This window comes from Burkholderia sp. NFPP32, from assembly GCF_900119325.1.
Classification (GTDB): Bacteria; Pseudomonadota; Gammaproteobacteria; order Burkholderiales; family Burkholderiaceae; genus Burkholderia; species Burkholderia pyrrocinia_C.
Genome location: NZ_FPJP01000025.1, coordinates 1 through 24378, shown reverse-complemented (window position 1 = coordinate 24378; position 24378 = coordinate 1). Strand labels below are relative to the sequence as shown.

Annotated in this window: 20 protein-coding genes; 10 read left to right on the top strand and 10 right to left on the bottom strand. The window is 66.4% G+C overall.

Annotated features, from left to right (window positions below):
• Nucleotides 1-36: 36 nt before the first annotated feature.
• Complete coding sequence (locus BT264_RS30970; RefSeq protein WP_072443704.1) at nucleotides 37-1002, bottom strand: PDR/VanB family oxidoreductase; 966 nt, start codon at nucleotides 1000-1002, stop codon at nucleotides 37-39.
• Complete coding sequence (locus tag BT264_RS30965) at nucleotides 999-2078, bottom strand: aromatic ring-hydroxylating oxygenase subunit alpha (RefSeq protein WP_072443807.1); 1080 nt, start codon at nucleotides 2076-2078, stop codon at nucleotides 999-1001. The genes BT264_RS30970 and BT264_RS30965 overlap by 4 nt, the downstream gene beginning before the upstream one ends.
• Before the next feature lie 198 nt (nucleotides 2079-2276).
• Between BT264_RS30965 and BT264_RS30960 the strand changes: the two genes are divergently transcribed.
• Complete coding sequence (locus BT264_RS30960) at nucleotides 2277-2765, top strand: MarR family winged helix-turn-helix transcriptional regulator (protein ID WP_072443703.1); 489 nt, start codon at nucleotides 2277-2279, stop codon at nucleotides 2763-2765.
• Nucleotides 2766-2834: 69 nt separating this feature from the next.
• Here BT264_RS30960 and BT264_RS30955 read toward each other — a convergent pair whose 3' ends face one another.
• A complete protein-coding gene (locus BT264_RS30955; protein ID WP_072443702.1) occupies nucleotides 2835-3581 on the bottom strand; it encodes a TetR/AcrR family transcriptional regulator in 747 nt (248 codons plus the stop codon).
• A gap of 170 nt (nucleotides 3582-3751) precedes the next feature.
• On the opposite strand from BT264_RS30955, the gene BT264_RS30950 reads away from it, so the two are divergent.
• From BT264_RS30950 to BT264_RS30925, 6 genes are all read left to right on the top strand, one after another.
• On the top strand, nucleotides 3752-4933 hold the full coding sequence (locus BT264_RS30950) for an isovaleryl-CoA dehydrogenase (RefSeq protein ID WP_034180867.1): 1182 nt from the start codon (nucleotides 3752-3754) through the stop codon (nucleotides 4931-4933).
• Nucleotides 4934-4964: 31 nt separating this feature from the next.
• The gene (locus BT264_RS30945) at nucleotides 4965-6572 is read left to right on the top strand and encodes a carboxyl transferase domain-containing protein (protein ID WP_072443701.1); all 1608 of its coding nucleotides are present in this window, start codon (nucleotides 4965-4967) and stop codon (nucleotides 6570-6572) included.
• Between the two features lie 15 nt (nucleotides 6573-6587).
• Entirely contained in the window at nucleotides 6588-7373 is a 786-nt protein-coding gene (locus BT264_RS30940; protein WP_072443700.1) for an enoyl-CoA hydratase/isomerase family protein, read from the top strand.
• A gap of 39 nt (nucleotides 7374-7412) precedes the next feature.
• Nucleotides 7413-9410 carry an acetyl-CoA carboxylase biotin carboxylase subunit gene (locus BT264_RS30935; protein ID WP_072443699.1) on the top strand — a complete coding sequence of 666 codons (1998 nt, stop codon included), beginning with the start codon at nucleotides 7413-7415 and terminating at the stop codon, nucleotides 9408-9410.
• Nucleotides 9411-9732: 322 nt separating this feature from the next.
• Nucleotides 9733-9936 (top strand): hypothetical protein, encoded by a 204-nt coding sequence (locus BT264_RS30930; RefSeq protein ID WP_072443697.1) that lies wholly within the window; start codon nucleotides 9733-9735, stop codon nucleotides 9934-9936.
• Nucleotides 9937-9978: 42 nt separating this feature from the next.
• Nucleotides 9979-12093 carry a phosphocholine-specific phospholipase C gene (locus BT264_RS30925; protein WP_072443695.1) on the top strand — a complete coding sequence of 705 codons (2115 nt, stop codon included), beginning with the start codon at nucleotides 9979-9981 and terminating at the stop codon, nucleotides 12091-12093.
• A gap of 78 nt (nucleotides 12094-12171) precedes the next feature.
• On the opposite strand, the gene BT264_RS30920 is transcribed toward BT264_RS30925, so the two are convergent.
• On the bottom strand, nucleotides 12172-13494 hold the full coding sequence (locus BT264_RS30920) for a glycosyltransferase family protein (protein WP_072443805.1): 1323 nt from the start codon (nucleotides 13492-13494) through the stop codon (nucleotides 12172-12174).
• Between the two features lie 438 nt (nucleotides 13495-13932).
• Here BT264_RS30920 and BT264_RS30915 point away from each other — a divergent pair, with 438 nt between their 5' ends.
• The 3 genes from BT264_RS30915 to BT264_RS30905 all read left to right on the top strand — a co-directional run bounded on the left by BT264_RS30915 (nucleotide 13933) and on the right by BT264_RS30905 (nucleotide 17174).
• Nucleotides 13933-15075, top strand: coding sequence for a DUF2827 domain-containing protein (locus tag BT264_RS30915; RefSeq protein ID WP_072443693.1), 1143 nt, complete (start codon nucleotides 13933-13935; stop codon nucleotides 15073-15075).
• 785 nt (nucleotides 15076-15860) lie between these two features.
• Nucleotides 15861-16664 (top strand): EAL domain-containing protein, encoded by an 804-nt coding sequence (locus tag BT264_RS30910; protein WP_034180853.1) that lies wholly within the window; start codon nucleotides 15861-15863, stop codon nucleotides 16662-16664.
• Between the two features lie 93 nt (nucleotides 16665-16757).
• Complete coding sequence (locus BT264_RS30905) at nucleotides 16758-17174, top strand: hypothetical protein (RefSeq protein WP_072443691.1); 417 nt, start codon at nucleotides 16758-16760, stop codon at nucleotides 17172-17174.
• A 172-nt stretch (nucleotides 17175-17346) separates the two neighbouring features.
• Here the strand turns inward: BT264_RS30905 and BT264_RS30900 are convergent, their stop codons facing one another.
• The 6 genes from BT264_RS30900 to BT264_RS30875 form a co-directional block, all read right to left on the bottom strand.
• Nucleotides 17347-18483: a DUF2827 family protein gene (locus BT264_RS30900; RefSeq protein WP_072443689.1), complete on the bottom strand. Its 1137-nt coding sequence runs from the start codon at nucleotides 18481-18483 to the stop codon at nucleotides 17347-17349.
• Between the two features lie 30 nt (nucleotides 18484-18513).
• On the bottom strand, nucleotides 18514-18981 hold the full coding sequence (locus tag BT264_RS30895) for a DUF4019 domain-containing protein (RefSeq protein ID WP_072443687.1): 468 nt from the start codon (nucleotides 18979-18981) through the stop codon (nucleotides 18514-18516).
• 25 nt (nucleotides 18982-19006) lie between these two features.
• The gene (locus BT264_RS30890; protein WP_072443686.1) at nucleotides 19007-20161 is read right to left on the bottom strand and encodes a DUF2827 domain-containing protein; all 1155 of its coding nucleotides are present in this window, start codon (nucleotides 20159-20161) and stop codon (nucleotides 19007-19009) included.
• A 14-nt stretch (nucleotides 20162-20175) separates the two neighbouring features.
• Nucleotides 20176-21321 carry a DUF2827 domain-containing protein gene (locus BT264_RS30885; protein ID WP_072443685.1) on the bottom strand — a complete coding sequence of 382 codons (1146 nt, stop codon included), beginning with the start codon at nucleotides 21319-21321 and terminating at the stop codon, nucleotides 20176-20178.
• Between the two features lie 392 nt (nucleotides 21322-21713).
• The gene (locus BT264_RS30880) at nucleotides 21714-22382 is read right to left on the bottom strand and encodes an OmpA family protein (protein ID WP_072443683.1); all 669 of its coding nucleotides are present in this window, start codon (nucleotides 22380-22382) and stop codon (nucleotides 21714-21716) included.
• Between the two features lie 124 nt (nucleotides 22383-22506).
• Nucleotides 22507-24378 (bottom strand): YadA family autotransporter adhesin (locus BT264_RS30875; protein ID WP_177318998.1); only part of this gene is annotated, 1872 nt, incomplete at its 5' end.

Genomic DNA, 24378 nt, shown 5'->3' with positions numbered 1-24378 from the left:
GTATTGTTGTTGGCCGCCGCGTGTCGGGCGGTCCGTCTACAGATCGAGTACCAGCAGGTCGGTTCGGGATCGCGAACAGCACGGCATGAACTGGTCGCCGGCCGCTTGTTCCGCTTCCGTCAGATACGAATCGCGGTGATCGGGCTCGCCTTGCAGCACGCGCGTCACGCAGGTCCCGCATACGCCTTGCTCGCACGACGTCAGCACGTCGACGCCGTTGGCCGCCAGCGCCGCGATGACCGTGCATTCGGCCGGCACGTCGATCACCTTGCCGCTGCTCGCGATCCGGACCTGGAACGCGCGATCCGCGCCGGACGTCGCAACCGCGCCGCCGAAGAACTCGTAGTGCAGCCGCTCGTCGGCCCAGTTGCGCTCGCGCGCAGCGTTCAGCACCGCATCCATGAAGCCGCGCGGGCCGCATACGTACAGGTGCGTGCCGTCAGGCGCGGCGGCGAGCACGGAGGCCAGGTCGAAGCGTTGCGCGGGGGCGCCGTCGTCGACATGGAAGCGGGCGCGGTCATTGAACCCGGCTGCGTTGATCCGCTCGACGAAGGCCATGCGATCGGTCGAGCGCGCGCAGTAGTGCATGTCGAATGGCATGCCGGACGAGAACAGCCGTTCCGCCATGCAGAGAATCGGCGTGACGCCGATCCCGCCCGCGAGCAACAGGTGGTGCGGTGCGTCGGGGGCGAGCGGGAATTGATTGCGCGGCATGCCGATCCGCACGGTATCGCCTTGCCGGACTTCGTCGTGAATGGCGCGCGACCCGCCGCGGCCCCCGGCATCGCGCAGCACGGCGATCTGATAGCGATCGCCGTGCTCCGGGTGATTGCACAGCGAGTACTGGCGCACGAGCCCGCCCGGCAAATGCACGTCGATATGAGCGCCGGCGTCGAAGCGCGGCAGTGGCGAACCGTCGTCGCTGACGAATTCGAAGCCGCAGATGTCGCGCGCTTCCTGCCACTTGCGGGCCACCCGGACCGTCAGCGTCGCGGCGCTCATGACGCGTCCTTGATGTGCGCGAGCGGAATCGCGGGCCGCTGCGGGTTCGACGCGCTTTCAGCGGCGAGCAGCCGTTCGATCACCTTGCGCGACAGCACGCCGCCGGCGTCGATGTTGAGCTTGAGCAGCTTGCGGTCCGGCCACTTCTCGAGGTTGAGCTGCTGGCGCTCGAGCATCTCGAGATCCTCGGCGAAGATCTTGCCCTGGCCTTCGCGGATCTCGGCGGTCAGCGCGTGATCGTCGGGCCGGAAGTTGCGCGCCATCCCCCAGAAGTACCAGATCGAGGTGTCCGTCTCGGGCGTGATGAAGTCGACCACGATCGACGACGCCTTCAGGTCGGCCGGCGCGTCGTAGCCGCCGTGGCCCGCATGCGCGACGCCCACTTCGATCATCACGTGGCTCGGCGGCGTGAAGCGGCAGATCTGCCAGCGGTCGACCGGCACGTCGTCGGCGAGGCCGTTGCCGCGCAGCGCCATCCGCCAGAACGGCGGCGGCATCACGTTCTCCATGAAGCGGCTCGTGACGACTTCGTCGCCATGGCTGGTCGTCTTTGGCGGCGCTTCGTCGATTTCCTTCTGGCCGATGCTCGTCGCATGCACGTAGGTCTCGTGCGTGAGGTCCATCAGGTTGTCGATCATCAGCCGGTAGTCGCAACGGATGTGATACAGGCCGCCGCCGTGCGCCCAGGCCGGATCTTCGGCCCACGACAGCTCGGGCAGCTTGCCGGGATCGGCTTCGGACGCATCGCCCGGCCAGACCCAGACGAATCCGTACCGCTCGACTACCGGGAAGCTGCGGATCGACGGGAATCCGCCGACGCGCTGGCCCGGCATGCCGGTTGCCTTGCCGTTGCAACCCATTTCCAGCCCGTGATAGCCGCACACGAGCACGCCGTCGCGCACGAATCCCAGCGACAGCGGCGCGCCGCGGTGCGGGCAGAAGTCCTCGAGCGCGGCGACCTGGCCGTTCGCCGCGCGGTAAAACACCATCGATTCGTTGCAAATCCTGCGGCCCAGCGGCTTGCCGTCGATTTCATCGGGCGTGCACGCCACATACCAAGCGTTCTTGAGAAACACGTTCATCGTCTCCTTCGGGGCGGTGCCGCTGGTACGCGGCAATTCTTCATTCAGTGTGCTGAATGAGATTCAGTGTACTCATCGAGATTGGCCGGGGCAAGGCGAGCGGTATACTGGTTTTCCCGGGAAATGGCGCGAGGCAGCGCCATGCCGTGAGCGCACGCAACAGCGTGCGCCGCCTACGTCATCGACTCATTCATGGAAAAAACGAATCCCGCCGACGCACCGGTTTTCCCGCTCGATCTGTACGACGAACCCGGGCACCTGATCCGGCGTGCACATCAGATCGCGGTTGCGATGTTCTACGAGAAGCTGGGCCGGGACGTGACACCGGTGCAGTACGCGGTCCTGCGGATGCTGTACGAGTGTCCGGGGCTCGATCAGGTGACGCTCGCGCAGCGGGTGGCGCTCGACACGTCGACGACCGCGGATCTCGCGGTCCGGCTCGAAGCGAAGGGATTGATCGTCCGCGAAGTGCTGCCGCGGCGTCAGCGGCGCTTGCTGCTGACGCCGGCGGGCGTCGAACTGCTCACGCACCTGATTCCGTCGGTGCAGGAGCTGCGTGCCGGCCTGTTCGACGGCATGGGCGAGGACGATTCGCAGGAACTGATGCGCCTGTTGCGCAAGTTCGTCCATTTGAACAACGAGCAGAGCCGCGCGCCGCTGCGGGTTGGCGAGGAGTCGTAGCGGCTGATTTCCGCGCGATGGAAGAGCAGATGCGGCAAGGCGGCAGCAGCTTCGCGCCGCCTGCCTGCATTACGGGCGTGACGCTTCCCCTTCCAGCCGCCGCACCGCCTCCGCGACCTCGTTCCTGAAGCGCACGAGCGCCGCCTGTTCCGGCGCGGGCGGCTGCACGGCGGCCCACAGCATGTCGACCAGCTGCGTGGCCATCGTTTCCGTATCGAGCTTGCGGTGCCCGAGGATCGCATCCCACAGCACGTGCTCGATCGGCCCGAACACCATCGAGCGCAGCAGGCTCAGCGGCAGGTCCGCGCGAACCTGCCCGGCCGCCTGGCCGCGCGCGAGCACGTCCATCAGCGGCGCCGTATAGCGGCGCTGCAGCGCGGTGAGCTCGTCGCTCAGCGCATGCTGCTTCGCGCGGCCTTCCGACAGCACCAGCGCGCACAGCCCCGTGCCGTTCACGAGCATCAGCCGCAGGTGGGTGCGCACGATGAACGCGAACTGCTGCTGCACCGACGCATCCTGCGGCATCCCGTGCTCGAACGCGGCGATGATTTCGTCGTACCAATCCGCGATGACGCGCGCGCACAGTTCACGCTTGCCGCGGAAGTAGCTGAACACCGTCGCCTCGGATACCCCCACGCGCTGCGCGATCTCGGCGGCCGTCGCATGCTCGTAGCCTTTTTCGGCAAACACTTCACGACCGGCGCGCAGGATGTCCTGCACGCGCTGCTGGGATTTGCGCCCGGCGGGCGCGCGCGGCGTGTCGGCGCGGTCGGCTTTGACGGTGGTGGTCATGGTGTCGGCGGTAGCGGCTGTCATGTCGGCATGATATCTGAGTGTCACTCAAAAAACTATTGACGCCGAACCGGGCGAGGCGCGAAACTGTGCAAAATTTACGCTGTATTGGTCAATGAATCGACGCATTCATTCGATTTGAGCGAAACTCAGAAATCGGTGCGTGCGACACACTTTCTGGAGACGGAGGAGACATGATCAACCTGCCCGGCGTGCAATTCATGCTCGGTGAAGACATCGAGATGCTGCGCGATGCCGTCGCGACGTTCGCGGCGAAGGAAATCACGCCGCGCGCGGCGGAGGTCGACCGCACCGACCAGTTTCCGATGGATCTGTGGAAGAAGTTCGGCGATCTCGGCGTGCTCGGCATGACGGTCGCCGAGGAGTACGGCGGCGCGAACATGGGCTACACCGCGCACATGGTCGCGATGGAAGAGATTTCGCGCGCATCGGCGTCGATCGGCCTGTCGTACGGCGCGCATTCGAACCTGTGCGTGAACCAGATTCACCGCAACGGCACCGAAGCGCAAAAGCAGAAATACCTGCCGAAGCTCGTGTCGGGCGAACACATCGGCGCGCTCGCGATGAGCGAACCGAATGCCGGCTCCGACGTCGTCAGCATGAAGCTGCGCGCCGACAAGCGCGGCGACCGCTACGTGCTGAACGGCACGAAGATGTGGATCACCAACGGCCCCGATTGCGACACGCTCGTCGTCTACGCGAAGACGGACGTCGAAGCGAATGCGCGCGGCATCACTGCGTTCATCGTCGAGAAGGGGATGAAGGGCTTCTCGGTCGCGCAGAAGCTCGACAAGCTCGGCATGCGCGGCTCGCACACGGGCGAGCTGGTATTCCAGGACGTCGAGGTGCCGGAAGAGAATATCCTCGGCCAGCTCAACGGCGGCGTGAAGGTGCTGATGAGCGGCCTCGACTACGAGCGCGCGGTGCTGTCGGGCGGCCCGACGGGCATCATGGCCGCATGTCTCGACGCGGTCGTGCCGTATATCCACGACCGCAAGCAGTTCGGCCAGGCGATCGGCGAATTCCAGCTGATCCAGGGCAAGGTCGCCGACATGTACACCACGTTCCAGGCGTGCCGCGCGTATCTGTACGCGGTCGGCCGTCATCTCGACTCGGCGGGCAGCGACCACATTCGCCAGGTGCGCAAGGACTGCGCGGGCGTGATCCTCTATACGGCCGAGAAGGCGACGTGGATGGCCGGCGAGGCGATTCAGATCCTCGGCGGCAACGGCTACATCAACGAATACCCGGTCGGCCGGCTGTGGCGCGATGCGAAGCTGTATGAAATCGGCGCCGGCACGAGCGAGATCCGCCGGATGCTGATCGGCCGCGAGCTGTTCGCGGAAACGATGTAACGCCCCACGTCACGCGAACGGAGCCCCGTCGATGCCGATCATCGAATCCAGACTGAACCCGCGTTCGGAAGACTTCCGCGCGAACACCGCGGCGCTCGAGGCGGTCGTCGCCGACCTGCGAGCGAAGATCGAACAGCTCGCGCAGGGCGGCGGCCAGGCCGCGTGCGACAAGCACCTGTCGCGCGGCAAGCTGCTGCCGCGCGACCGCATCGCGCAACTGCTCGATCCGGGTGCACCGTTCCTCGAGCTGTCGCAGCTCGCGGCGAACGGCATGTACAACGACGACGCGCCGGGCGCGGGCGTCATCACCGGGATCGGCCGGATCGCGGGCCGCGAGTGCGTGATCGTGTGCAACGACGCGACGGTCAAGGGCGGCACCTACTACCCGATGACCGTGAAGAAGCACGTGCGCGCGCAGGAAATCGCCGCGGAAAACCGGCTGCCGTGCGTGTACCTCGTCGATTCGGGCGGCGCGAACCTGCCCAACCAGGACGACGTGTTTCCCGATCGCGACCACTTCGGCCGCATCTTCTTCAACCAGGCGACGATGTCGGCCGCGGGCATCGCGCAGATCGCCGTCGTGATGGGCTCGTGCACGGCGGGCGGCGCGTATGTACCCGCGATGAGCGACGAGTCGATCATCGTGAAGGACCAAGGCACGATTTTCCTCGGCGGGCCGCCGCTCGTGAAGGCCGCGACCGGCGAGGAAGTGAGTGCCGAGGATCTCGGCGGCGGCGACGTGCACACGCGCCTGTCGGGCGTGGCCGACCACCTCGCGCAGAACGACGCGCATGCGCTGTCGATCGCGCGCAACATCGTCGATCATCTCGCACCGAAGATCGCGCCGCCAGTGGCGCTGCGCGAGCCGAAGCCGCCGCGTTACGACGCGAAGAGCCTGTACGGCGTGATCCCCGTCGATACGCGCAAGCCGTTCGACGTGCGCGAGGTGATCGCGCGCATCGTCGACGATTCCGAGTTCGACGAATTCAAGGCGCGCTTCGGCACGACGCTCGTCACGGGCTTCGCGCACATCTGGGGCCATCCGGTCGGGATCGTCGCGAACAACGGCATCCTGTTTTCCGAATCGGCAGTGAAGGGCGCGCATTTCATCGAGCTGTGCTGCCAGCGCAAGATCCCGCTCGTGTTCCTGCAGAACATCACGGGCTTCATGGTCGGGCGCAAGTACGAGAACGAAGGCATCGCGCGGCATGGCGCGAAGATGGTCACGGCCGTGTCGAACGCGAAGGTGCCGAAGTTCACGGTGATCATCGGCGGCTCGTTCGGTGCCGGCAATTACGGGATGTGCGGCCGCGCATTCGGGCCGCGTTTCCTGTGGATGTGGCCGAACGCGCGCATCTCGGTGATGGGCGGCGAGCAGGCCGCGTCGGTGCTCGCGACCGTTCGCCGCGACGGCATCGAGGCGAAGGGCGGCGAGTGGTCGACCGACGAAGAGGAAGCGTTCAAGCAGCCGATCCGCGACCAGTACGAGCGCCAGGGCCATCCGTACTACGCGAGCGCGCGGCTGTGGGACGACGGCGTGATCGATCCCGCGCAGACGCGCGACGTGCTCGGGCTCGGTCTTGCCGCCTCGATGAACGCGCCGATCGACGATACGCGCTTCGGCGTGTTCCGGATGTAACGAGGAGAGCGGACGATGCGATACGAAACCATCAAGGTTAACGAAGCAAACCGCGTCGCGACCGTCACGCTCGCGCGTCCCGACGTGCGCAACGCGTTCAACGAGACGACGATCGCCGAGCTGACCACCGCGTTCGAATGGCTCGACGCGCACGAAGGCGTGCGCGCGATCGTGCTCGCGGCGGAAGGCACCGCGTTCTGCGCGGGCGCGGACCTGAACTGGATGAAGAAGATGGCCGGGTACTCGGACGACGAGAACCGTGCCGATGCGCGCAAGCTCGCGCGGATGCTCGAGGCGATCCATCGCTGCGGCAAGCCGGTGATCGCACGCGTGCATGGCGACGCGTATGCGGGCGGCGTGGGCCTCGTCGCGGCGGCCGATATCGCGATCGCCGCCGACGGCGTGAAGTTCTGCCTGTCGGAAGCGCGGCTCGGACTGATTCCCGCGACGATCGCACCGTACGTCGTGCGCGCGATGGGCGAGCGTGCGGCGCGCCGCTACTTCACGACGGCCGAGGTATTCGACAGCGCGCGCGCCGCATCGCTCGGCTTCATTCACGACGCGGTGCCGGCCGACGCGCTCGACGAAACGATCGCGAAGCTGGCCGCGACGCTCGTCGCGAACGGCCCCGACGCGGTGCGCGCGTGCAAGCGGCTCGTCGCCGATGTGGCCGGCCGCGCACTCGACGCGACGCTGATCGAGCAGACCGCCGACTGGATCGCGCGGACCCGCGCGGGTGCGGAAGCGCGCGAAGGGATCGCGGCCTTCCTCGAGAAACGCACGCCGTCGTGGCGTGAATGACGTCGTCGTGATCCACCCTTTCCGGACGAAACCGAAGCCATGTTCGACAAGATTCTGATCGCCAACCGCGGCGAAATCGCGTGCCGCGTCGCCGCGACGTGCAAACGTCTCGGGATCGCGAGCGTCGCCGTCTATTCCGACGCCGATGCGAACGCGAAGCACGTTGCCGCATGCGACGAAGCCGTGCATATCGGCGGCTCGGCGGCCGCGGACAGCTATCTGCGCATCGAGCGCATCATCGAAGCCGCGCGCGCGACCGGCGCGCAGGCGATCCACCCCGGCTACGGCTTCCTGTCGGAGAACGAAGATTTCGCGCATGCGTGCGAAGCGGCCGGCATCGCGTTCATCGGGCCGCCGGTCGACGCGATCGCGGCGATGGGGTCGAAGGCCGCCGCGAAGGCGCTGATGCACGCGGCCGCCGTGCCGCTCGTGCCCGGCTATCACGGCGACGACCAGGACGCGGGCAACCTGCATCGCGAAGCCGACGAGATCGGCTATCCGGTGCTGCTGAAGGCCAGCGCGGGCGGCGGCGGCAAGGGGATGCGCGTGGTCGAGCGCTCCGACGATTTCCCGGCGGCGCTAGCGTCGTGCCAGCGCGAGGCCGCGAGCAGCTTCGGCAACGACCGCGTGCTGATCGAGAAATACCTGACGCGCCCGCGCCACGTCGAGGTGCAGGTGTTCGGCGACACGCACGGCAATACCGTCTACCTGTTCGACCGCGACTGCTCGGTGCAGCGCCGTCACCAGAAGGTGCTCGAGGAAGCGCCGGCACCGGGCCTGCACGACGACGTGCGCCGCGCGATGGGCGAGGCGGCCGTCGCGGCCGCGCGCGCGGTCGGTTATGTCGGCGCGGGCACCGTCGAATTCATCATGACGGGCGACGCGTTCTACTTCATGGAAATGAACACGCGCCTGCAGGTCGAGCATCCGGTCACCGAGATGGTCACCGGGCTCGATCTCGTCGAATGGCAACTGCGCGTCGCGTCCGGCGAGCCGCTGCCGTTGGTGCAGGATGAACTGCGCGTGCAGGGTCACGCACTCGAGGCGCGCCTTTACGCGGAGAACCCCGCGCGCGGCTTCCTGCCGTCCACGGGTACGCTGAAGCACCTGCGGCTGCCGGAGGGCGTCGAGTTCGACATCGGCGCAGCGGTGCGTATCGACAGCGGCGTGCGCGAAGGCGATGCGATCACACCGTTCTACGATCCGATGATCGCGAAGCTGATCGTCCATGGCGCGGACCGCACGGCAGCGCTGGGCCTGATGCTGCGCGCGCTGCGCGCGTGCGAGGTGGTCGGCCTGCACACGAACGCCGCGTTCCTGCAGCGGATCGTCGCGTGCGAGCCGTTCGCGACGGCCGATCTCGATACGGGCCTGATCGAGCGCAACCACGACGCGCTGTTCGCACCGCAACAGCCGCCGCGCGCGACGCTCGCGCTCGCTTGCGCGGCGCTGCTCGCGCGCGAACGCGGCGCGGCCGCACCGGGTGCATCGCCATGGGGCGCGCTGCCGGACTGGCGACTGAACGGCGGTTATCGTCGCACGCTCGAATGGCATGCGGTCGATCGCGACGCTGACGTGACCGTCGCGTACGAAGACGACGGCGCCGTTGCGCGCATCGCGGCCGGCGACGCGGCCCCACAGCCGTTCGCGTGGACGCGCGGCGCAACGCCGCTCGATTTCGATGTGACGCTCGGCGGCGTGCGCGGCAGCGGCCGCGTGTATGCGGACGGCGACACGTTCCATGTGTTCACGCAGGGCGCGGCCGAGACGTTCGAATGGCGCAACCTGCTCGCGCATGCGGGCGATACCGAACAGGGCGGCGGGCGTTTGACCGCGCCGATGCCCGGCAAGGTGATCGCGGTGCTGGTCGAACCGGGCCAGAAGGTCGAAGCCGGCACGCCGCTGATCGTGATGGAAGCGATGAAGATGGAGCACACGATCGGCGCGCCGGGTGCGGGCATTGTCGCGGAAGTGCTGTACGGCGTCGGCGACCAGGTCGCGGATGGCGCGCAGTTGCTGATGATGGCGGAAGGCTGATCGACGCTTTCGCCGTGCGCGGGCCGGCGGCTGCCGGCCCGTGAAAACCGCTTCGCGAATCACCGCACGCAGGTGGTTGCGACAGGTACTGCTTCGATTGCGTCGACACGCCGGCGCCGCACGAATCTTTCGATCGAATTACGTTTTGCCGGCGAAATCCATACTTCCGTCGAACGCGTGGCCCGTTGCGCCACACCCTCCCGCCGCACGTCCATCTCCACTCGACACCGTCGTGTAACAAGTCGAACATAGCATCTCGCCGTCGATATGACCGGCGCGGGCTCGCGTCCGTGTCACTTCATCACGTCCACGGAGATACGTTATGCGAACGTCGGCCCTACGGCCTTTCGCGGCCGCCGGCCTGGTCGCGCTGATAGCACTCCTCAGCGCCTGCGGCGACGACCTGAATGCAGACCCTGCGCCCGTCGCACAGCAGAAGGCCGCCTGCGGCGGCGGCGCCGTCGCCACCGCGCAGATGCGCTGCCCGCCGGGTTTCACCGCGCCCGCATCGTCGCCCGCTTCCTGATACCGGTCGTTCCAACCAGAAATCCAATCGAGAGCAACCAGCATGGCCACTCATTCGCGACGCGATTTTCTGAAGTTCTCCGCCGGCCTCGCCGGCGCGACCGCCGCCACCGCACTGCTTCCCGAATCGATCCGCAAGGCGCTCGCGATCGAGCCGAATACCGTGACGGGCACGATCCAGGATGTCCAGCACATCGTCGTGTTCATGCAGGAAAACCGCTCGTTCGACCACTATCTCGGGCACCTGAGCGGCGTGCGCGGCTACAACGACCGCTTCCCGGTCACGCTGCCGAACGGCAAGCCGGTCTGGTTCCAGCCGCGGCAGGAGGACAAGGCGAGCGTGATCGCGCCGTTCCGCTACGACACGACCAACCCGGGCGTGAACGCGCAGTGCATCGGCGGCCTGCCGCATACGTGGGCGACGACGCACGGCGCGATCGACAACGGCCGCGCGGACCAATGGGCGGTGCAGAAGTCCAACATGACGATGGGTTACCACGTCCGCGACGACATCCCGTTCCACTACGCGCTCGCGGATGCGTTCACGGTGTGCGACAACTACTTCTGCTCGATCCCGGGCAACACGCACCCGAACCGCATGTACCTGATGACGGGCATGGTCGATCCGCTGGGCACGGGCGGTGGCCCGCTGCTCGACAACACCGACTACATCGACAACCAGTTCGACAAGATCAAGTTGCCGCCCTTCAGCTGGGCGACCTACCCGGAGCGGCTCGAACAGGCCGGCATCTCGTGGCAGGTCTACCAGCAGGGCACCGGGTTCGACAACTTCACCGGCAACTACGGCACGAACATGCTGGCGTGCTTCGACAACTTCGTGAATGCGCCGGCCGGTTCGTCGCTGCAGACGCGCGGGATGAGCACGCGCCCGATCACGCAACTGAAAGCCGACGTGCAGGCGAATGCGCTGCCGCAGGTATCGTGGCTGCTGCCGCCCGCCGCGTATTCGGAACATCCGAAGTTCACGCCGCTGTACGGCGCCTACTACCTGTCGACGATCCTCGACGCGCTGACGTCCAATCCGGACGTGTGGAGCAAGACCGTCCTGCTCGTCATGTACGACGAGAACGACGGCTTCTTCGACCATGTCGTGCCGCCGCAGGCGCCGACGCTGCCGGGATCCGGCATGAGCACCGTGGACGTGTCGCTCGAGCGGCACAACGTCGTGACCTCGACGCAGACCGGCACGTATACCGCCGACAACCTGCCGTACGGCCTCGGTCCGCGCGTGCCGATGTTCGTCGTGTCGCCGTGGTCGAAGGGCGGCTTCGTCTGCTCGCAGGTCTTCGATCACACGTCGGTGCTGCAATTCATCGAGAAGCGCTTCGGCGTGATGGAAACGAACATCTCGCCGTGGCGCCGCGCGATCTGCGGCGACCTGACGTCGGCGCTCGATTTCTCGAAACCGGATGCGACGCTGCCGACCTTGCCGAGCACGCAGGCGTATGTCGCGCAGGCGGATCTGCAATGTTCGCGTGCGTCGTCGCAGACCGCGCCGGCCAGCACCGCGCAGCAGGTCGTGACCGCGCAGGAGCCCGGCACGCGGCCGGCGCGCGCGCTGCCGTACGAACTGCACGTCACCGGCCAGCTCGGCGCGCAAGGCTACGCGCTGACGTTCGCGAATACCGGCACGCAAGGCGCGCACTTCTGGGTCTATACGGGCGACGCCACCGCGATGCCGCGCCGCTACACGGTCGAAGCGGGCAAGCAGTTGACCGATACGTGGGCGCTCGACGCGAACGGCAGCTACCTGGTGAGCGTCTGGGGGCCGAACGGCTATTTCCGGCGCTTTGCGGGGTCCGCAGCCGCGGACGCCGCCGCGAAGCCTGAAATCACCGCGTGCTACGACGCCGCGAACGGCGACGTCTACGTGACGTTCGCGAATGCGGGCAGCAGCGCGCTGACGGTCACGGCGACCGATGTCGCGTACGGCGGGGCGGCGCGCACGCTGACGATTCCAGCGGGGCAGCGCGTCGAGGCGCACTGGGATCTGTCGTGCAGCAGCCACTGGTACGACCTGCAGTTCGCGGTTGCGGGAAATGCGGGCTGGATGCGCCGCATCGCGGGGCACGTCGAGACCGGCAAGGCCAGCATCACCGATCCGGCTGCTGTGGCGCCGACGATTTCGGCGATCTGACGGCAACCGGCGCGCGCCGTCGGCTGGTTGGAGCCGGCCGGCGCATGCACTTGCGATGTCGATGTCGAGGTGGTGGCGTCAGGGCAGCAGCCCGTCGTCATGCGCCATCATCAGCGCGCGCATCGCGGACCACATCCCGTAGTAATGCACGATATGGCTGTCCGCGCGGCGAAACAACCAGGGCGTGTTGAAGCTGACGAAGTCGGCCACGCCTTCGCCGTGCAACTGCCCGTCACGCTCCATCGCGCGAATGAAATGCAGCTGGTCGCCATCGCTGGCGTAGACGCTCGACCTGTCCTGCAGCGCGGCTATCGTAGCCATCATGTCGCGCAGCATCGCGTCGTTGCGTTCGGTGCGGCGGAACGCCATCACGCCCGAGTTGAACGCCCACTGGCCGATATCCTGCGCGAGCAGCCAGTCGCGCCCTTCGAGCAGCGGCTCCAGCGCCTTCTGCTGGTCCGCGATCAGCACGTCGGCGTCGAGCCACACGACCCATTCATGGTGCTGCAGGTACGCATGCAGCAGCCAGGGCTTGAACCAGTTACCGGTCGCGTTCAGTCCGATCTCGGCGGGGATGTCGCGATGCACGTAGAGCGTGTAGCCGTGCGCGTCGCAGTAGCGCCGGAAATTCCGTTCGGCGATGCGCGCATAGCTGCCGATGTTCGGTGTGTAGAGCGTCATCAACGCAATCGGGTGGCCGGGATTGTAGGTGCTGCGCTCGGCAGATTCGTCAGGTGCATCTGCTGCGTCGTGATCGAACGAGAACATCGGCCGGCCGGCGGCACGGCATCGATTGACGTATGCGACGAGCGTATCGCGGAAACGGGGCGTCGCGCCTTTCCGTTCGGGATCGTGCGGCGTGTCGTCGATGCTGATCGCGAACGTCGGTTCGCGGCTCCACATCGGATCGAGGTTGGGGCTGGCCGGCATGACCGGATACAGCCCGTCGATCTGCGTCATGTAGCGATGCGTGTCGAGATCCGCGAACAGCGCGGCCTCCGACGTCAGCCGCGGCTCGCTGCCGAGCTTGCACCGCTGCACGAGCCCCATTGCGATCGCGCGCACGGCTGCCGTGTTGCGCCAGATCTGCACGTCGACTTGCGGCAGCGGCGGTGCGAACGCGTCGACGAACAGCATGTCGCGCCCGGTCATCAGGCGATCCAGCGCGACGGGTTCGATGATCGCCGCGTCTTCGCTGAGCAGCAGCACGAGTTCGTCGGGCTGCGCGCCGCGCAGCACATGGAGCAGCGATTCGTAGCGATGCAGCGGCCGCAATGGCAGCGCCTGCGGCATCGCGGACGCGTCGACGAACTCGTGACGATACCCGTGCGTGTGCGCGTACTGCCGGTGATTCTCGAGGCTGGCGGGCGCGTCGTGACTGAAATGGCTGAGGACGATCATCGTGCGCTCCGACGCTCGGGACGTGGGCGACGACGCGTGATACACGGGGTGTTTTTCAGCGCCGAATCGCGGCCGGGCACGCTTTTCCGTGCGTGCCGCCTCGGTTCGTCATGGATTGCCCGGAAGGCTTGCGCGGCGTCGCGTTCCATTCTGTCAGCCTCTTTTCCAATAGCGTTGCGGCGAGGTCGTGTCTTGTCCGTTTGAGTGCCGGTACCCCCGACAACTCCGGTGGTGCGGCTGGTCGCCGGAGTATCGCATAACCGTTTCGCGGATTTGCGTGTTCCCAGTACTTTCCAAAACCGGTCTAACCGTCCATGACAGTGTGCCTGCCGGCGATTCGCTAGAATGCCCGATTGCCGCCGCCGCTTGACGCGGGCGGCGCTTCGCGCGCTACACTGCGTTCATTCCATTCCCATCCAACCTCCCATCCCGCCGACGATGACGTCTCCTGTCCTGAACGGCCTGCGCATCGGTATCACGATCGGATTGCGTGCCCCCGACGAAAGCCTGTGGATCAACGGCATCAAGCAGAACGCGCTGTTTCTCGCGAAGCTGCTGATGGCGTCGCCGCACGGCTACCGCGTGACGCTGGTCAACACGACCGACGTGCCGCTTACCGACGCGCTGCCGTGGGATCGCGCCGTGTACGATACCCGCGCGTTCGCCGACATGAAGGATTCGCTCGACGTGGTGATCGAGCTCGGCGGGCAGATCGACGGCGAGCAGACGGCCTACCTGAAAGCGCGCGGTGCGAAGCTCGTCAGCTATTGCTGCGGCGTCGAGTACATCAACGCGATGGAGTCGATGCTGTTCGGCCGCCGGCTGTGGGATTCGCTCTTCATCAATCGCGGCTACGACGAGGTGTGGGCGATTCCGCAGATCGCGCCGTCGTCGCTGCCGTTCCTGCAGTCGCTGCGCCGCTGCCCGGGGCGCGTCGTGCCGTTCGTGTGGGATCCGATGTTCCTGAGCGCACGCGCGCAATCGCTGCCGGAGCACGGCGAATACCGGCCGCGCAGCGAGCCAGGCAAGCGACTGACGGTAATGGAGCCGAACCACAACGTCGTGAAGTTCTGCGTGTATCCGATGCTGATCATCGACGAGGCGTATCGCCGCGACCCCGATGCGATCTGCTTCACGCACGTGACGAACGCCGATCGCCTCGCGCACGACAGCCCCGAGTTCGTGATGCTGATGAACTACCTGGACATCGTGCGCGCGGGCAAGGCAAGCTTCGTCGGGCGCTTCGATACGCCGCTGTTCCTGGCCGACCTGACCGATATCGTCGTGTCGCATCAATGGTCGAACCCGCTCAACTATTTCTATTTCGACGTGTGCTGGCAGGGCTATCCGCTCGTGCACAATGCGAGCCTCGCGCCCGATCTCGGCTACTACTATCCGGACAACGACGTACAGCAGGGCGCCGATGCGCTGCTGCGCGCGCTGCATACGCATGACGACGACTGGGAAGCGTACACGCGGCGCCAGCGCGACATCCTCGGCCGCTACACGTCGGCGAATCCCGCGCTCGTCGCCGAATACGACGTGCTGCTCGCGAACCTGATCGGGGCGACGGCCGCATAACGCCCGTTTTTTCGAGGCGCTTGCCCGCTGCGCCGGCGGCCGCCATCGGGGTTGTCCCACCCTAATGTCTGACGAATTGATGCCGTTAAAAAAGAAACCGTCGAACCCGTTCGGGTCGACGGTTTTTGAAGGCACGAATTTGACGGCTCCGAGGGAAGTCCGTCGAAAACAAGTTTATAGATTAACAAGTCGGAAAGATTGTTAAATTAGGTTCGATCGATGATCATCATATAATTAAAGTTGATATTATTGATTCGAGGTGGTTTTATTATATTTTGAGGTTAAATAATTTCGTTTGAAAACGGGAAATTGCATGCTGCGGCGATCGAATGATCGCGCGGCGGCAGGTTTTCTGCGGATAATGGCCCGGGCAACCGGCCACGGCGGTGGGCTTGGCATCGAGTGCGGGCGGCGCTTCATGCACCGGCATTTATCTGATCAATTGAGAAATTCCCGATTTTGGATGCTGGCATATCGCGGAAAACCGATTCGGATGAAGTTGTTTAGACGAAAAAGACAAACGGTTTCCGGATTGGGTTTCCGTAATTCGCGTTGTGTAACCTGTCGCACTGTCGGTGTCGTGCGTGCATGGTGTATTCCCAGTAGTTGAATATCGTCGAAAATATCGAATTTGACGGCGCGCCGAAGCGATAAGTACGCTCCCGGAAAAGATCGACATAACAGGATGGGCCGGGTAGGCGGCGGAGCGCGTCATGGTCGGTTCGCTCCGCATGTTTGTTGAGGTCGAGCCGTCTTCGGCGGCTCGCCATTTGCCGGAGCGCCGGATGAATGCGGTCGAAGCTCGCCTGGAGGCGAATCGGGAAGCGAATCGTGACGAAATCGATCTCGTGTTCGGTGCCCCCGACGATCATCCCGACCTCGCGTCGGTACGCAGTTTCGTGGAGAGCCGGCTCGGGTTCGCGCACGAGCCGGTGTGCCGATCCGACCTGTCGGGCGGCGTGCTGTACCAGGAATGCCTGGCGCGGTTGCGCTGGGGCGAGCGCGACGTGCTGCCGCCGGTCGCGTTCCTGCCGCGCCTCGAGGCGCTCGGGCTGATGCGCTGGTTCGACCGGCTCGTGGTGAGCCGGACGATCGACGGGCTGCGCGCCGATCCGGGCGCCGTCTACGGGTGCAACGTCGCGGCGGCGAGTGCGGTCGTCGACGATGCGTGGCTCGCGATTTTCAGGCGGCTCGAGCGCGAACCGTCGGTCGCGGCGCGTCTGGTGGTCGAGATCACGGAGACGGGGCCGCTGAATCCCGTCGCGGGCCGGTCGTTCGTGAACCGCTTCCGGCAGGCCGGATGCCGGATCGCGATCGACGATTTCGGCGTCGGCTTCAGCGCCTTGAACAATCTGGTGGTCGGCAATCCCGACATCGTGAAGCTCGACCGGTCGGTCCTGTCGATGATCAAGCGCAACGCGATCGGGCGCTACCAGTTCCGCAGGCTGATCGCGTTTGCCCATGAAGGCGCGCGGCACGTCGTCGTCGAAGGCGTGGAGAACGAGATCGACCGGCAGATCATCGTGGATGCCGGCGTCGCATGGGCGCAGGGCATCCGTTTTACATGGCGGCCGCCGGCCGCCGCGTGACGGCGCGGGAACAGGCGGGCGGCATGCGTGATGCGCGCCGGAGTCGGTTGGGGCCGGCGCGTGGCCGGGATGAATCGCAAAAGGGGCGTGGGCATGGCGGAGACGAAGACCGGAGGCGGAACGGGCACGCAGGCGACCGATGCGTGCGACCTGGTCGCGCTCGCCGAGCTGGCCGACATGCTGTGGCAACTGGGTGCCGAATCGACCGATGTGCCGATCGACGTTGCACCGTATCTCGACGGCCTGAAGGCCGTCGCGCGCCGCATTCAGCGGATGACGCCGCTCGACGCCAACGGCCGCGAGCTGGCGGCGTGGCACTATTACGCCGGCGTCATCGCGGGCGCGTGCGGCGACGATTCGGCGATCGCGCGCGGCGTGTCCGACAGCCTCGTGAAGCAATCCGGCGGCGCAAGCCGGCCGGCGGCTCGTTGCTTCGCCATGCTCGCGCGCACGGGGCGGCGGCATGGCCGCGCATTCGCCGCGCAAAGCGGCGACCGGATGCTGGTGTAGCGCATCCGGAGTGCGTACGGGCCGGCATGCGGCCGGCTTCGACTTCGTCCGGGCGCGATCAGCCTGCCGCCCGGACGCTCAACAAATCGATCGATCCATTCCGACGCCGCCGAGCACGAGCGCCATCGCGCGGTCGATCGCGTCATATGGGCAGGGGCGTGTGCGAATGCGGTCAGCCGAGCGCGCGGCCGGCGAACAGCTGCTGGATCTGCGCGGAATACGCGCGGACGTTGTGTTCGGCGAGCGTGTCGACCTGGTGCAGGCAGCGGCGAGCGGCCGCCGCATAGTCGTCGAGCCGCGCGTCGTGCGTTTGCGCGGCGGTCGCGATCGCGCGCGCCGCGTCGAAGATCTCGAAGTCCGGGTAGTAGTAGCCGACGTCGCGCAGGAACGGCGAGTTGTGCACGAGCGGGTAGTTGCCGTACAGCGCGTCGTACAGCAGGTAGTTGAGGCCGTTTTCCCAGTGGTGCGACACGACGATGTCGGTGTGATGCGCGGCCCACGCGACGAACGGCGCGCGCACGTCGGCCGTCGCCTTGCCGTCGCGCACCATCTCGAGCCCGAGCGCGAGATGCTTGAAGGCGACGTTCTCCTTCTTGTCGAACGTGTTGGTCATGTACACGTGCTCGACGAGCTCCGGATGCTCGACGTAGCACGCGTTCGCGGCGAGCATCGGCACGATCGAACTCTTCACGACGTTCAGGTTCGGCTCGAAGAACGCGATGCGCTTTGCCGGGCCGTGATTCCGGTAGCCGAAGCGGGCCTTCAGTTCGGGGTCGGCGTCGAGGCTGCGCTCGATGAAATACGGAGACCAGATATGCGGCAGCTCGATCACCGGCGCGCGATACACGGCCTGGAAATAGGCCGCGCAAGTATGCATGTGCTGCGGGTTGGTCCAGATCTCGTCGAACTGCACGCGGTGCGGGTTCGGCCGCCAGTCGTTCTTCTCGAAGTTGATCGTCTCGACCGCGATCACGTAGTCGTTGCCGAAGCGGTACGACACGCACTTGCCGCCGCGACGGCGCACGACGTCCGTGTGCGACGGGTCGACGAACGCGTTCATCTCGATCAACAGGTCGGTCTGGTGGACGACTGACGACAGCGGCCGCAGCGCGTCGCCGAACGCATCCATCATCAGCGCCTGCGGATAGTCGGTGACGCCGTCGTCGTGCGCGAGCCACACCTCGCCGATCAGTGGCGACTGCTTCAGCAGCATGTACAGGTACACGCAATGCTGGTTCGCGCCGTTGTACCAGATCGACTGCGTCGCGTCGCGCTGCACGTTCATCGTTATCGCGACATTGAGTTTCATGGCGGCTCCGTGAGGCGGGCGGTGCGCGGCTTACTGCACGGCGCCTTGCGACTGGCGCGGCACGTAGCCCGTCAGACGCCAGCGGCCGTCGTCGTCGAGGCGAAAGCTCAGCTTCTCGAACACGGTCGCGCCGTTCGTCAGCGTGGTTGCATAGTCGACGTTCGCGTAGAGCCCGTCGGGCATCGCCGATGCGTTCGTGTAACGGATGCGCGTGATCTGCGCCCAGCCGCGATGGCTGACCGTACCGACGGACTGGCGCGCATGCTGCATGTCGGCCGCGAACTGGTCCTGCTTGATGCGCGCCTTCACGAACGCGGCGGCGTCGCTCCACACCGCGCCGTACTGGCCGGCGTCGAGCTGCTTGAACACTGCATCCGAATCTCGAAGCAGCGTGTCGGCCGATTCGCCGGCGGATTGCGCGTGCGCGCCGATCGCGATCGAAGCGACGGCGCAGCCGATCATCCATTTGGCCCGGGTGAGGGGCGTGCGTGCGTTCATGTCGGGGTCCGGAAAGGGCGGCGCGTCACGCGTCGCGATAGAGGGTGGCGATCGCGTCCGTATAGGCGGCGACGTTCGCGGGGTTGTAGATGCTGACCGAGCTGAGCACGTGCTTCGACTGCTCGCGGTACGCTTCCAGGTTCGCGTCGTGTTCGGCGAACGCCTGCAGCAGCGCGCGACCGCCGGCCTGGCAGTCGAAGTCCGGATAGAAATACCCGGCCTTGCCGAGGAACGGCGAGTTGTGGATCAGCGGATAGTCGCCGTACAGCAGCTCGTAATACAGGTAGTTCTGCGCGTTTTCCCACGTGTGCGACACCACCGCATCGCCGTACGCGGCCATGAACTCGTACACCGCATAGCGGCTTTCGAACGTCGTGATGCCATGATTCACGATGTCGAGGCTCTTCGCGAAGTGGACGAAGGTTGCGTGCTCCTTGATGTGGATCGTGTTGCACACGCGCACGAATTCAAGGAATTTCGGATCGGCGCGGTATGCCTCTTCCGTGACCAGCATTGGGATGATGCTCGTCTTCACCATGCAGATGTTCGGCTCGAACATCGTCACGCGCCAGCGCGGCTTGCCGGGCCGATAGCCGTACGACAAACCGGCGCCGAGCGTCGCGCGCGCCTTGTCGAACAGCATCGGGTGCCAGATGTGCGGGACGATCGTGACCGGTGCACGCAGCCCCGTCTGGTAATAGTGCAGGCACGAGCGCTCGAATTCGGGAATCGTCCACACCGCGTCGTACGGCGCGCCCGAGAACAGGAAGCCCGACGGCTTGTTGAACATCGCGCGTTCGATGTCGATCACGTAGTCGTTGCCGACCCGCATCGTGACGACCTTGCCGCCGCGCTCGCGGAACGCGCGCAGGTAGTCCGCGCCGAACTGCGCGCTCATTTCGATCAGCACGTCGCAGCGTTGCAGCGCTTCGTCCATCGACAGCAGCGGCACGTCCCATTCGCCGAGCATCATCTGCGGATCGGCGACCTGTTCGCCGCCGTTTACCATCACGGCTTCCGCGACGAGCGGCGACTGGCGCAGCAGCAGGATCAGCAGCAGGCAGTTCTGGAAGATGCCGTTTTCCCACAGCGACTGGCCGGCGCCGCGGACGAACAGCGACACGCCGACGACGAGACGCTTGCCCTCGCCGGGCGCTTGACGGGCATTGGAGTCCGACATGCGTATGCTCCGGTTCAGGCGACCAGACGCGAGACGAACGCGTCGAGGTTCGCGGGGTTGTCGATCGAGACCGACTGCAGCAGCCGGTCGGCCTTCGCACGGTAGTCGTCGAGGCGTTCGTCGTGATGCAGCCACGCTTCGAGCAGCGCGCGGCCGCCCGCGGCCGAGTCGAAGTCCGGGTAGTAATAGCCGGCGTCGCCGAGCAGCGTCGAGTTGTGGATCAGCGGATAACCGCCGTGCAGCACGTCGTAGTACAGGTAGTTCTGCCCGTTTTCCCAGTGGTGCGACACGACCGCGTCTGCATGGCGCGCCATGAAGCCCGGCAGGTCGATGCGCGGTTCGAAGGTCGCCTTGTGCTGGCGCACGAGATCGAGGCTGTTCGCGAAGTGCACGAAGGTCGGATGCTCCTTCATGTGCATCGCATTGACGACGAACATGTGTTGCACCGCGTCCGGCCGCGCGCGATAGAACTCGTCGCACGCGAGCATCGGGTAGTGGCAGGACTTGACGACCGAGATGTTCGGCTCGAGCATCGCCAGGCGCCACGGGCGGCTGCCGGGCCGATAGCCGAACGTCGCGCCTTCGCTCGCCAGCGCGGCGATGCGGCGATCGAGGAAGTACGGCGACCAGATGTGCGGCATCAGGTGCACCGGCGCGCGCAGGATGGTCTGCAGCATCGGCGCCGCGGTCTTGTCGTATTGCGGCAGCAGCCACACTTCGTCGAACGGCGCGCCGTTGAAGATATGCCCCGACGGTTTTTCGAAGATCGGGGTTTCGCACAGGCCGGCATACACATGCCCGCAGAAGAACGCGGCGATTTTCTTGCCGAGCGCCTTCATGTGCCTGATCCATTCGACCGGCAACTGCGCGCCCATTTCGATCACGACGTCGAGTTCGTGCGTGACGTCGGCGGGATTCACGAGCGGGATGTCGAGGCCGTCGAGTTCGAGGCCGGCCGGCAGTGCGTTGGCGTCGCCGCCGTTCAGGAAATAGACGGGGCCGACGCGATCCGAGCGCTTGAGCATCGTCGCGAGGAACGCGATGTTCTGGTGAATGCCGTTTTCCCAGATCGCCTGGCCGTCCCTCGCAAACAGCGAGATGCCGACCGCCGGCCGTTGCTTGCGGGTGCCGCCCGAGGCGGCTTCATTGATGTCCGTCACCGGTTGGTTTCCTCTGCGGCGTCGTGCGTCCGGGCATGGCGTCGAGCGTCTGGCCCGGAAGCGGCGCGCCGTGGATTGTCATGGTTGCATTCGCGCCGGTGCGCCGCGGCACGCGAATCGGGCGACGTGGTTCGCGAGGGCGGCAGCCGGATTCCGGCGTGTCGTCGGGCACGCCTGGCACGGCGTGCGATTCGGGCAGGCTGCCCCTGCGACTGTCTGCGGCGATTGTGGCACGGAAATCGCCGGTTTGTGGAGGGACGTGACGAACTTTGACATAGCCGGCGGCCAGCGGAAACGGGGCGCCGACGCAGCGGCACCCGCGTCGATCGGCGGATGTCCGGCGCGGCGCTGGCGGCCTGCCGGATCGGCCGCCGGGCGCGGCGGTCGCCCGCTCAGTGCTGCAGCGTGATTTCGACGCGGCGGTTGCTGGCACGGCCTTCGGGCGTCGCGTTGGACGCGACCGGATCGGCCTTGCCGCGGCCCGTGACCGTCAGCGTGTCGGCCTTCAGCCCGTGCGCCTTCAGATAGGCGGCGACGGATTCGGCACGGCGCTTCGACAGCGCAAGGTTGTAGTCGTCGCTGCCCACCGTATCCGTAAAGCCGGTGATCGTCACCTGCGAGTACGTGCGGTCCGCGCGCTCGCTCAGCAGCCGGTCGAGCGATTCGCGTGCGGTCGGTGCGAGCGTCGCGTGGTCGGTCGCGAACAGCGCGTCGCCCGACAGGTTCACGTGTTCGACGGTGGCAGGCGCCGGTTCGGCGGCCGAGGCCGCAGCCGCTTCGGCCGGCGCGGCGCCGCACTGGAAGACCAGCGTCGCAGGATCGGATTTGTCGCGCAGCGCGCGGGCCGAGTCGACGGCACGCACCGGCTGGTCGCCGCAGATCTTGCGGGCGGCCTTCATGCAGGTCTGCGGGCCGGACAGCAGGCCGTGGCAGTCCACCTGGAACGTGCGCATGCCGTCGCGCGGTTGCAGTTCGGAGGCGCTGAAGGTCGGGCCGGATGCGGTCGAGCACGCGGCGAGGGCCATTGCGGAAAGCGCGAGCGCAAAAGCGAGTTTGTTCACGGTTACGTCCTCAAAGCTTGGGTTGACAGAAGCCGGCCGCGGGCTGCGCGGCCGGCTCGTCCTGCCGTCGGGGCCGCCGCGGGCCGGCCGGCTGGCGAGCCGGGCGACCTGGCGGCGCGACGCGTTACTTCCACTGGTACAGCATGCCGGCGCCGATCACCTTCTGACCGCCGCTGAAGCCGCCGTTGATCGACGCCTTCAGGTTCTCCGTGATGCGGGCCTGCATGTTGACCGCCATCGCCTTCTGGCCGAGGAAGGTCGACGTGCCGATACCCATGCCGAAGTTGGCGTCGCGATCGAGCTGCGGGATCGACGCCATCGCGCCGACGGCCGCGATACCCTGCTTCGCCATCTGGTCGGTCTGCTGCAGTTGCGAACCCAGCGAGTTGATCTGCGCCTGCTGGCCCGACAGTGCCGTCGACAGCGTCGTCTGCACCTGCGTCAGCTGGTTCACGTTCACTGCGTCGGTGCCTTGCGTACCCGGCGCGACGTTCACGATCTGGCGCTGCTGCGTGTCGCTGCCGACCGAGACGACGTTCTGGCGGCCGCCATCCGTCGAATTCGCGCCGATCGCCACCGAGTTCGAGCCGGCGGTGACGGTCGGGTGATCGCTGCCGGTGCCGTTCATGTCGGCGGCGACGCCGTTGGTATTGATCGCGCGCGTCGTGTTGTTGTTGAGCGTCGTCGACAACTGGTTCAGCGTGTTGTTGATGTTCGTCACGCCGGTCGACAGCGAGGCGACCGTGCTGTTCGTCGAGCTCAGTCCGGTGGACAGCGAACCGATGCCGGTCGAGGTCGACGTGGACAGCGACGACACGTTGCTGTTCGTCGCGCTGAGGCCCGTCGACAGCGAGCTGATCGCGGTCGAGGTCGACGTGGACAGCGACGTGAGGTTGCTGTTCGTCGAGCTGAGACCCGTGGACAGCGAGTTGATGCCGGTCGACAGCGACGCGACGTTCGACGCGGTGGACGTCGACAGCGCGGTGACCGCGTTGTTCGTCGCGTTGAGCTGGCTGCCGTTGATCGCGTCCGTGCTGCTGGCCGAGATCCGGCCGGCGGCGACGTTCGTGATCTGGCGTTCCTGGCCCGGCGCGCCGACGCTCACCACGCCTGCCGGCGAGCTGCCCGCGAAGAGGTACGTGACACCGCCGATCGTGGCGCTCGACGTCGGGTTCGCGGCACTCGTGACCGAGTTCGCACCGAGCGCGATCGAGTTGGCGACGTTGGCTTGCGCGTTCGTGCCGAAGGCGAGCGCGTCGGCGGCCGTGGCTTTGGCTGCCGAGCCGTAGGCTTGTGCGCCGGTGGCGCTGGCCGTGGACTGGCTGCCCAGCGCGATCGTGTTGTCCGCGGTGGCTTGGTTCGAGCTGCCGAGGGCGAGCGCGCTGGCGCCGTTTGCCGTGTTTGCGTTGCCGAGCGCCACTGCGCCGTTGCCGGTCGCCGTGTCGTTCGCGCCCATCGCTACCGCGCCGGTACCCGTCGCGACGCTCGGATCGCCGATCGCTACCGCGCCGTCGCCGCTCGCGGTGTTGCCGGAGCCGATCGACACGGCCTTGCCGCCCGTTGCCGATGCGTTCTGGCCGATCGCGACCGCGCCTGCCGACTGCGCGTTCGAGCCGTCGCCGACCGCGACGCTGCTTGCGCCTGCCGCACTTGCGTTGACGCCTGCCGCGAGGGCGTTGGCGCCCGTTGCGCCGTCGTTGGCGTAGTTGCTTTGCTGCGTGCCGTTGTCGTTGACGCTGTAGTAGTGCGTCTTCGCGGCGTTGATCGCGGTCGAGGTGGAAGTCGACAGCGACGACACCGAGCTGTTCGTCGAGCTCAGGCCGGTGGACAGCGAGTTGATGCCGGTCGAGGTCGAGGTCGACAGCGACAGGATCGTGCTGTCGGTCGAGCTCAGGCCGGTCGACAGCGAGTTGATGCCGGTCGAGGTCGAAGTCGACAGCGAAGTGATGGAGCTGTTAGCCGACGACAGACCGGTCGAGGTCGAGGTCGACAGCGA

What these genes read in the sequence shown, in the direction of transcription:
- BT264_RS30890 (WP_072443686.1), bottom strand. Translation starts at nt 20,161, where the DNA reads ATGTCGGACTCCAATGCCCGTCAAGCGCCCGGCGAGGGCAAGCGTCTC.
- BT264_RS30970 (WP_072443704.1), bottom strand. Translation starts at nt 1,002, where the DNA reads ATGAGCGCCGCGACGCTGACGGTCCGGGTGGCCCGCAAGTGGCAGGAA.
- BT264_RS30905 (WP_072443691.1), top strand. Translation starts at nt 16,758, where the DNA reads ATGGCGGAGACGAAGACCGGAGGCGGAACGGGCACGCAGGCGACCGAT.
- BT264_RS30940 (WP_072443700.1), top strand. Translation starts at nt 6,588, where the DNA reads ATGCGATACGAAACCATCAAGGTTAACGAAGCAAACCGCGTCGCGACC.
- BT264_RS30895 (WP_072443687.1), bottom strand. Translation starts at nt 18,981, where the DNA reads ATGAACGCACGCACGCCCCTCACCCGGGCCAAATGGATGATCGGCTGC.
- BT264_RS30900 (WP_072443689.1), bottom strand. Translation starts at nt 18,483, where the DNA reads ATGAAACTCAATGTCGCGATAACGATGAACGTGCAGCGCGACGCGACG.
- BT264_RS30910 (WP_034180853.1), top strand. Translation starts at nt 15,861, where the DNA reads ATGAATGCGGTCGAAGCTCGCCTGGAGGCGAATCGGGAAGCGAATCGT.
- BT264_RS30930 (WP_072443697.1), top strand. Translation starts at nt 9,733, where the DNA reads ATGCGAACGTCGGCCCTACGGCCTTTCGCGGCCGCCGGCCTGGTCGCG.
- BT264_RS30915 (WP_072443693.1), top strand. Translation starts at nt 13,933, where the DNA reads ATGACGTCTCCTGTCCTGAACGGCCTGCGCATCGGTATCACGATCGGA.
- BT264_RS30935 (WP_072443699.1), top strand. Translation starts at nt 7,413, where the DNA reads ATGTTCGACAAGATTCTGATCGCCAACCGCGGCGAAATCGCGTGCCGC.
- BT264_RS30950 (WP_034180867.1), top strand. Translation starts at nt 3,752, where the DNA reads ATGATCAACCTGCCCGGCGTGCAATTCATGCTCGGTGAAGACATCGAG.
- BT264_RS30955 (WP_072443702.1), bottom strand. Translation starts at nt 3,581, where the DNA reads ATGACAGCCGCTACCGCCGACACCATGACCACCACCGTCAAAGCCGAC.
- BT264_RS30925 (WP_072443695.1), top strand. Translation starts at nt 9,979, where the DNA reads ATGGCCACTCATTCGCGACGCGATTTTCTGAAGTTCTCCGCCGGCCTC.
- BT264_RS30960 (WP_072443703.1), top strand. Translation starts at nt 2,277, where the DNA reads ATGGAAAAAACGAATCCCGCCGACGCACCGGTTTTCCCGCTCGATCTG.
- BT264_RS30920 (WP_072443805.1), bottom strand. Translation starts at nt 13,494, where the DNA reads ATGATCGTCCTCAGCCATTTCAGTCACGACGCGCCCGCCAGCCTCGAG.
- BT264_RS30945 (WP_072443701.1), top strand. Translation starts at nt 4,965, where the DNA reads ATGCCGATCATCGAATCCAGACTGAACCCGCGTTCGGAAGACTTCCGC.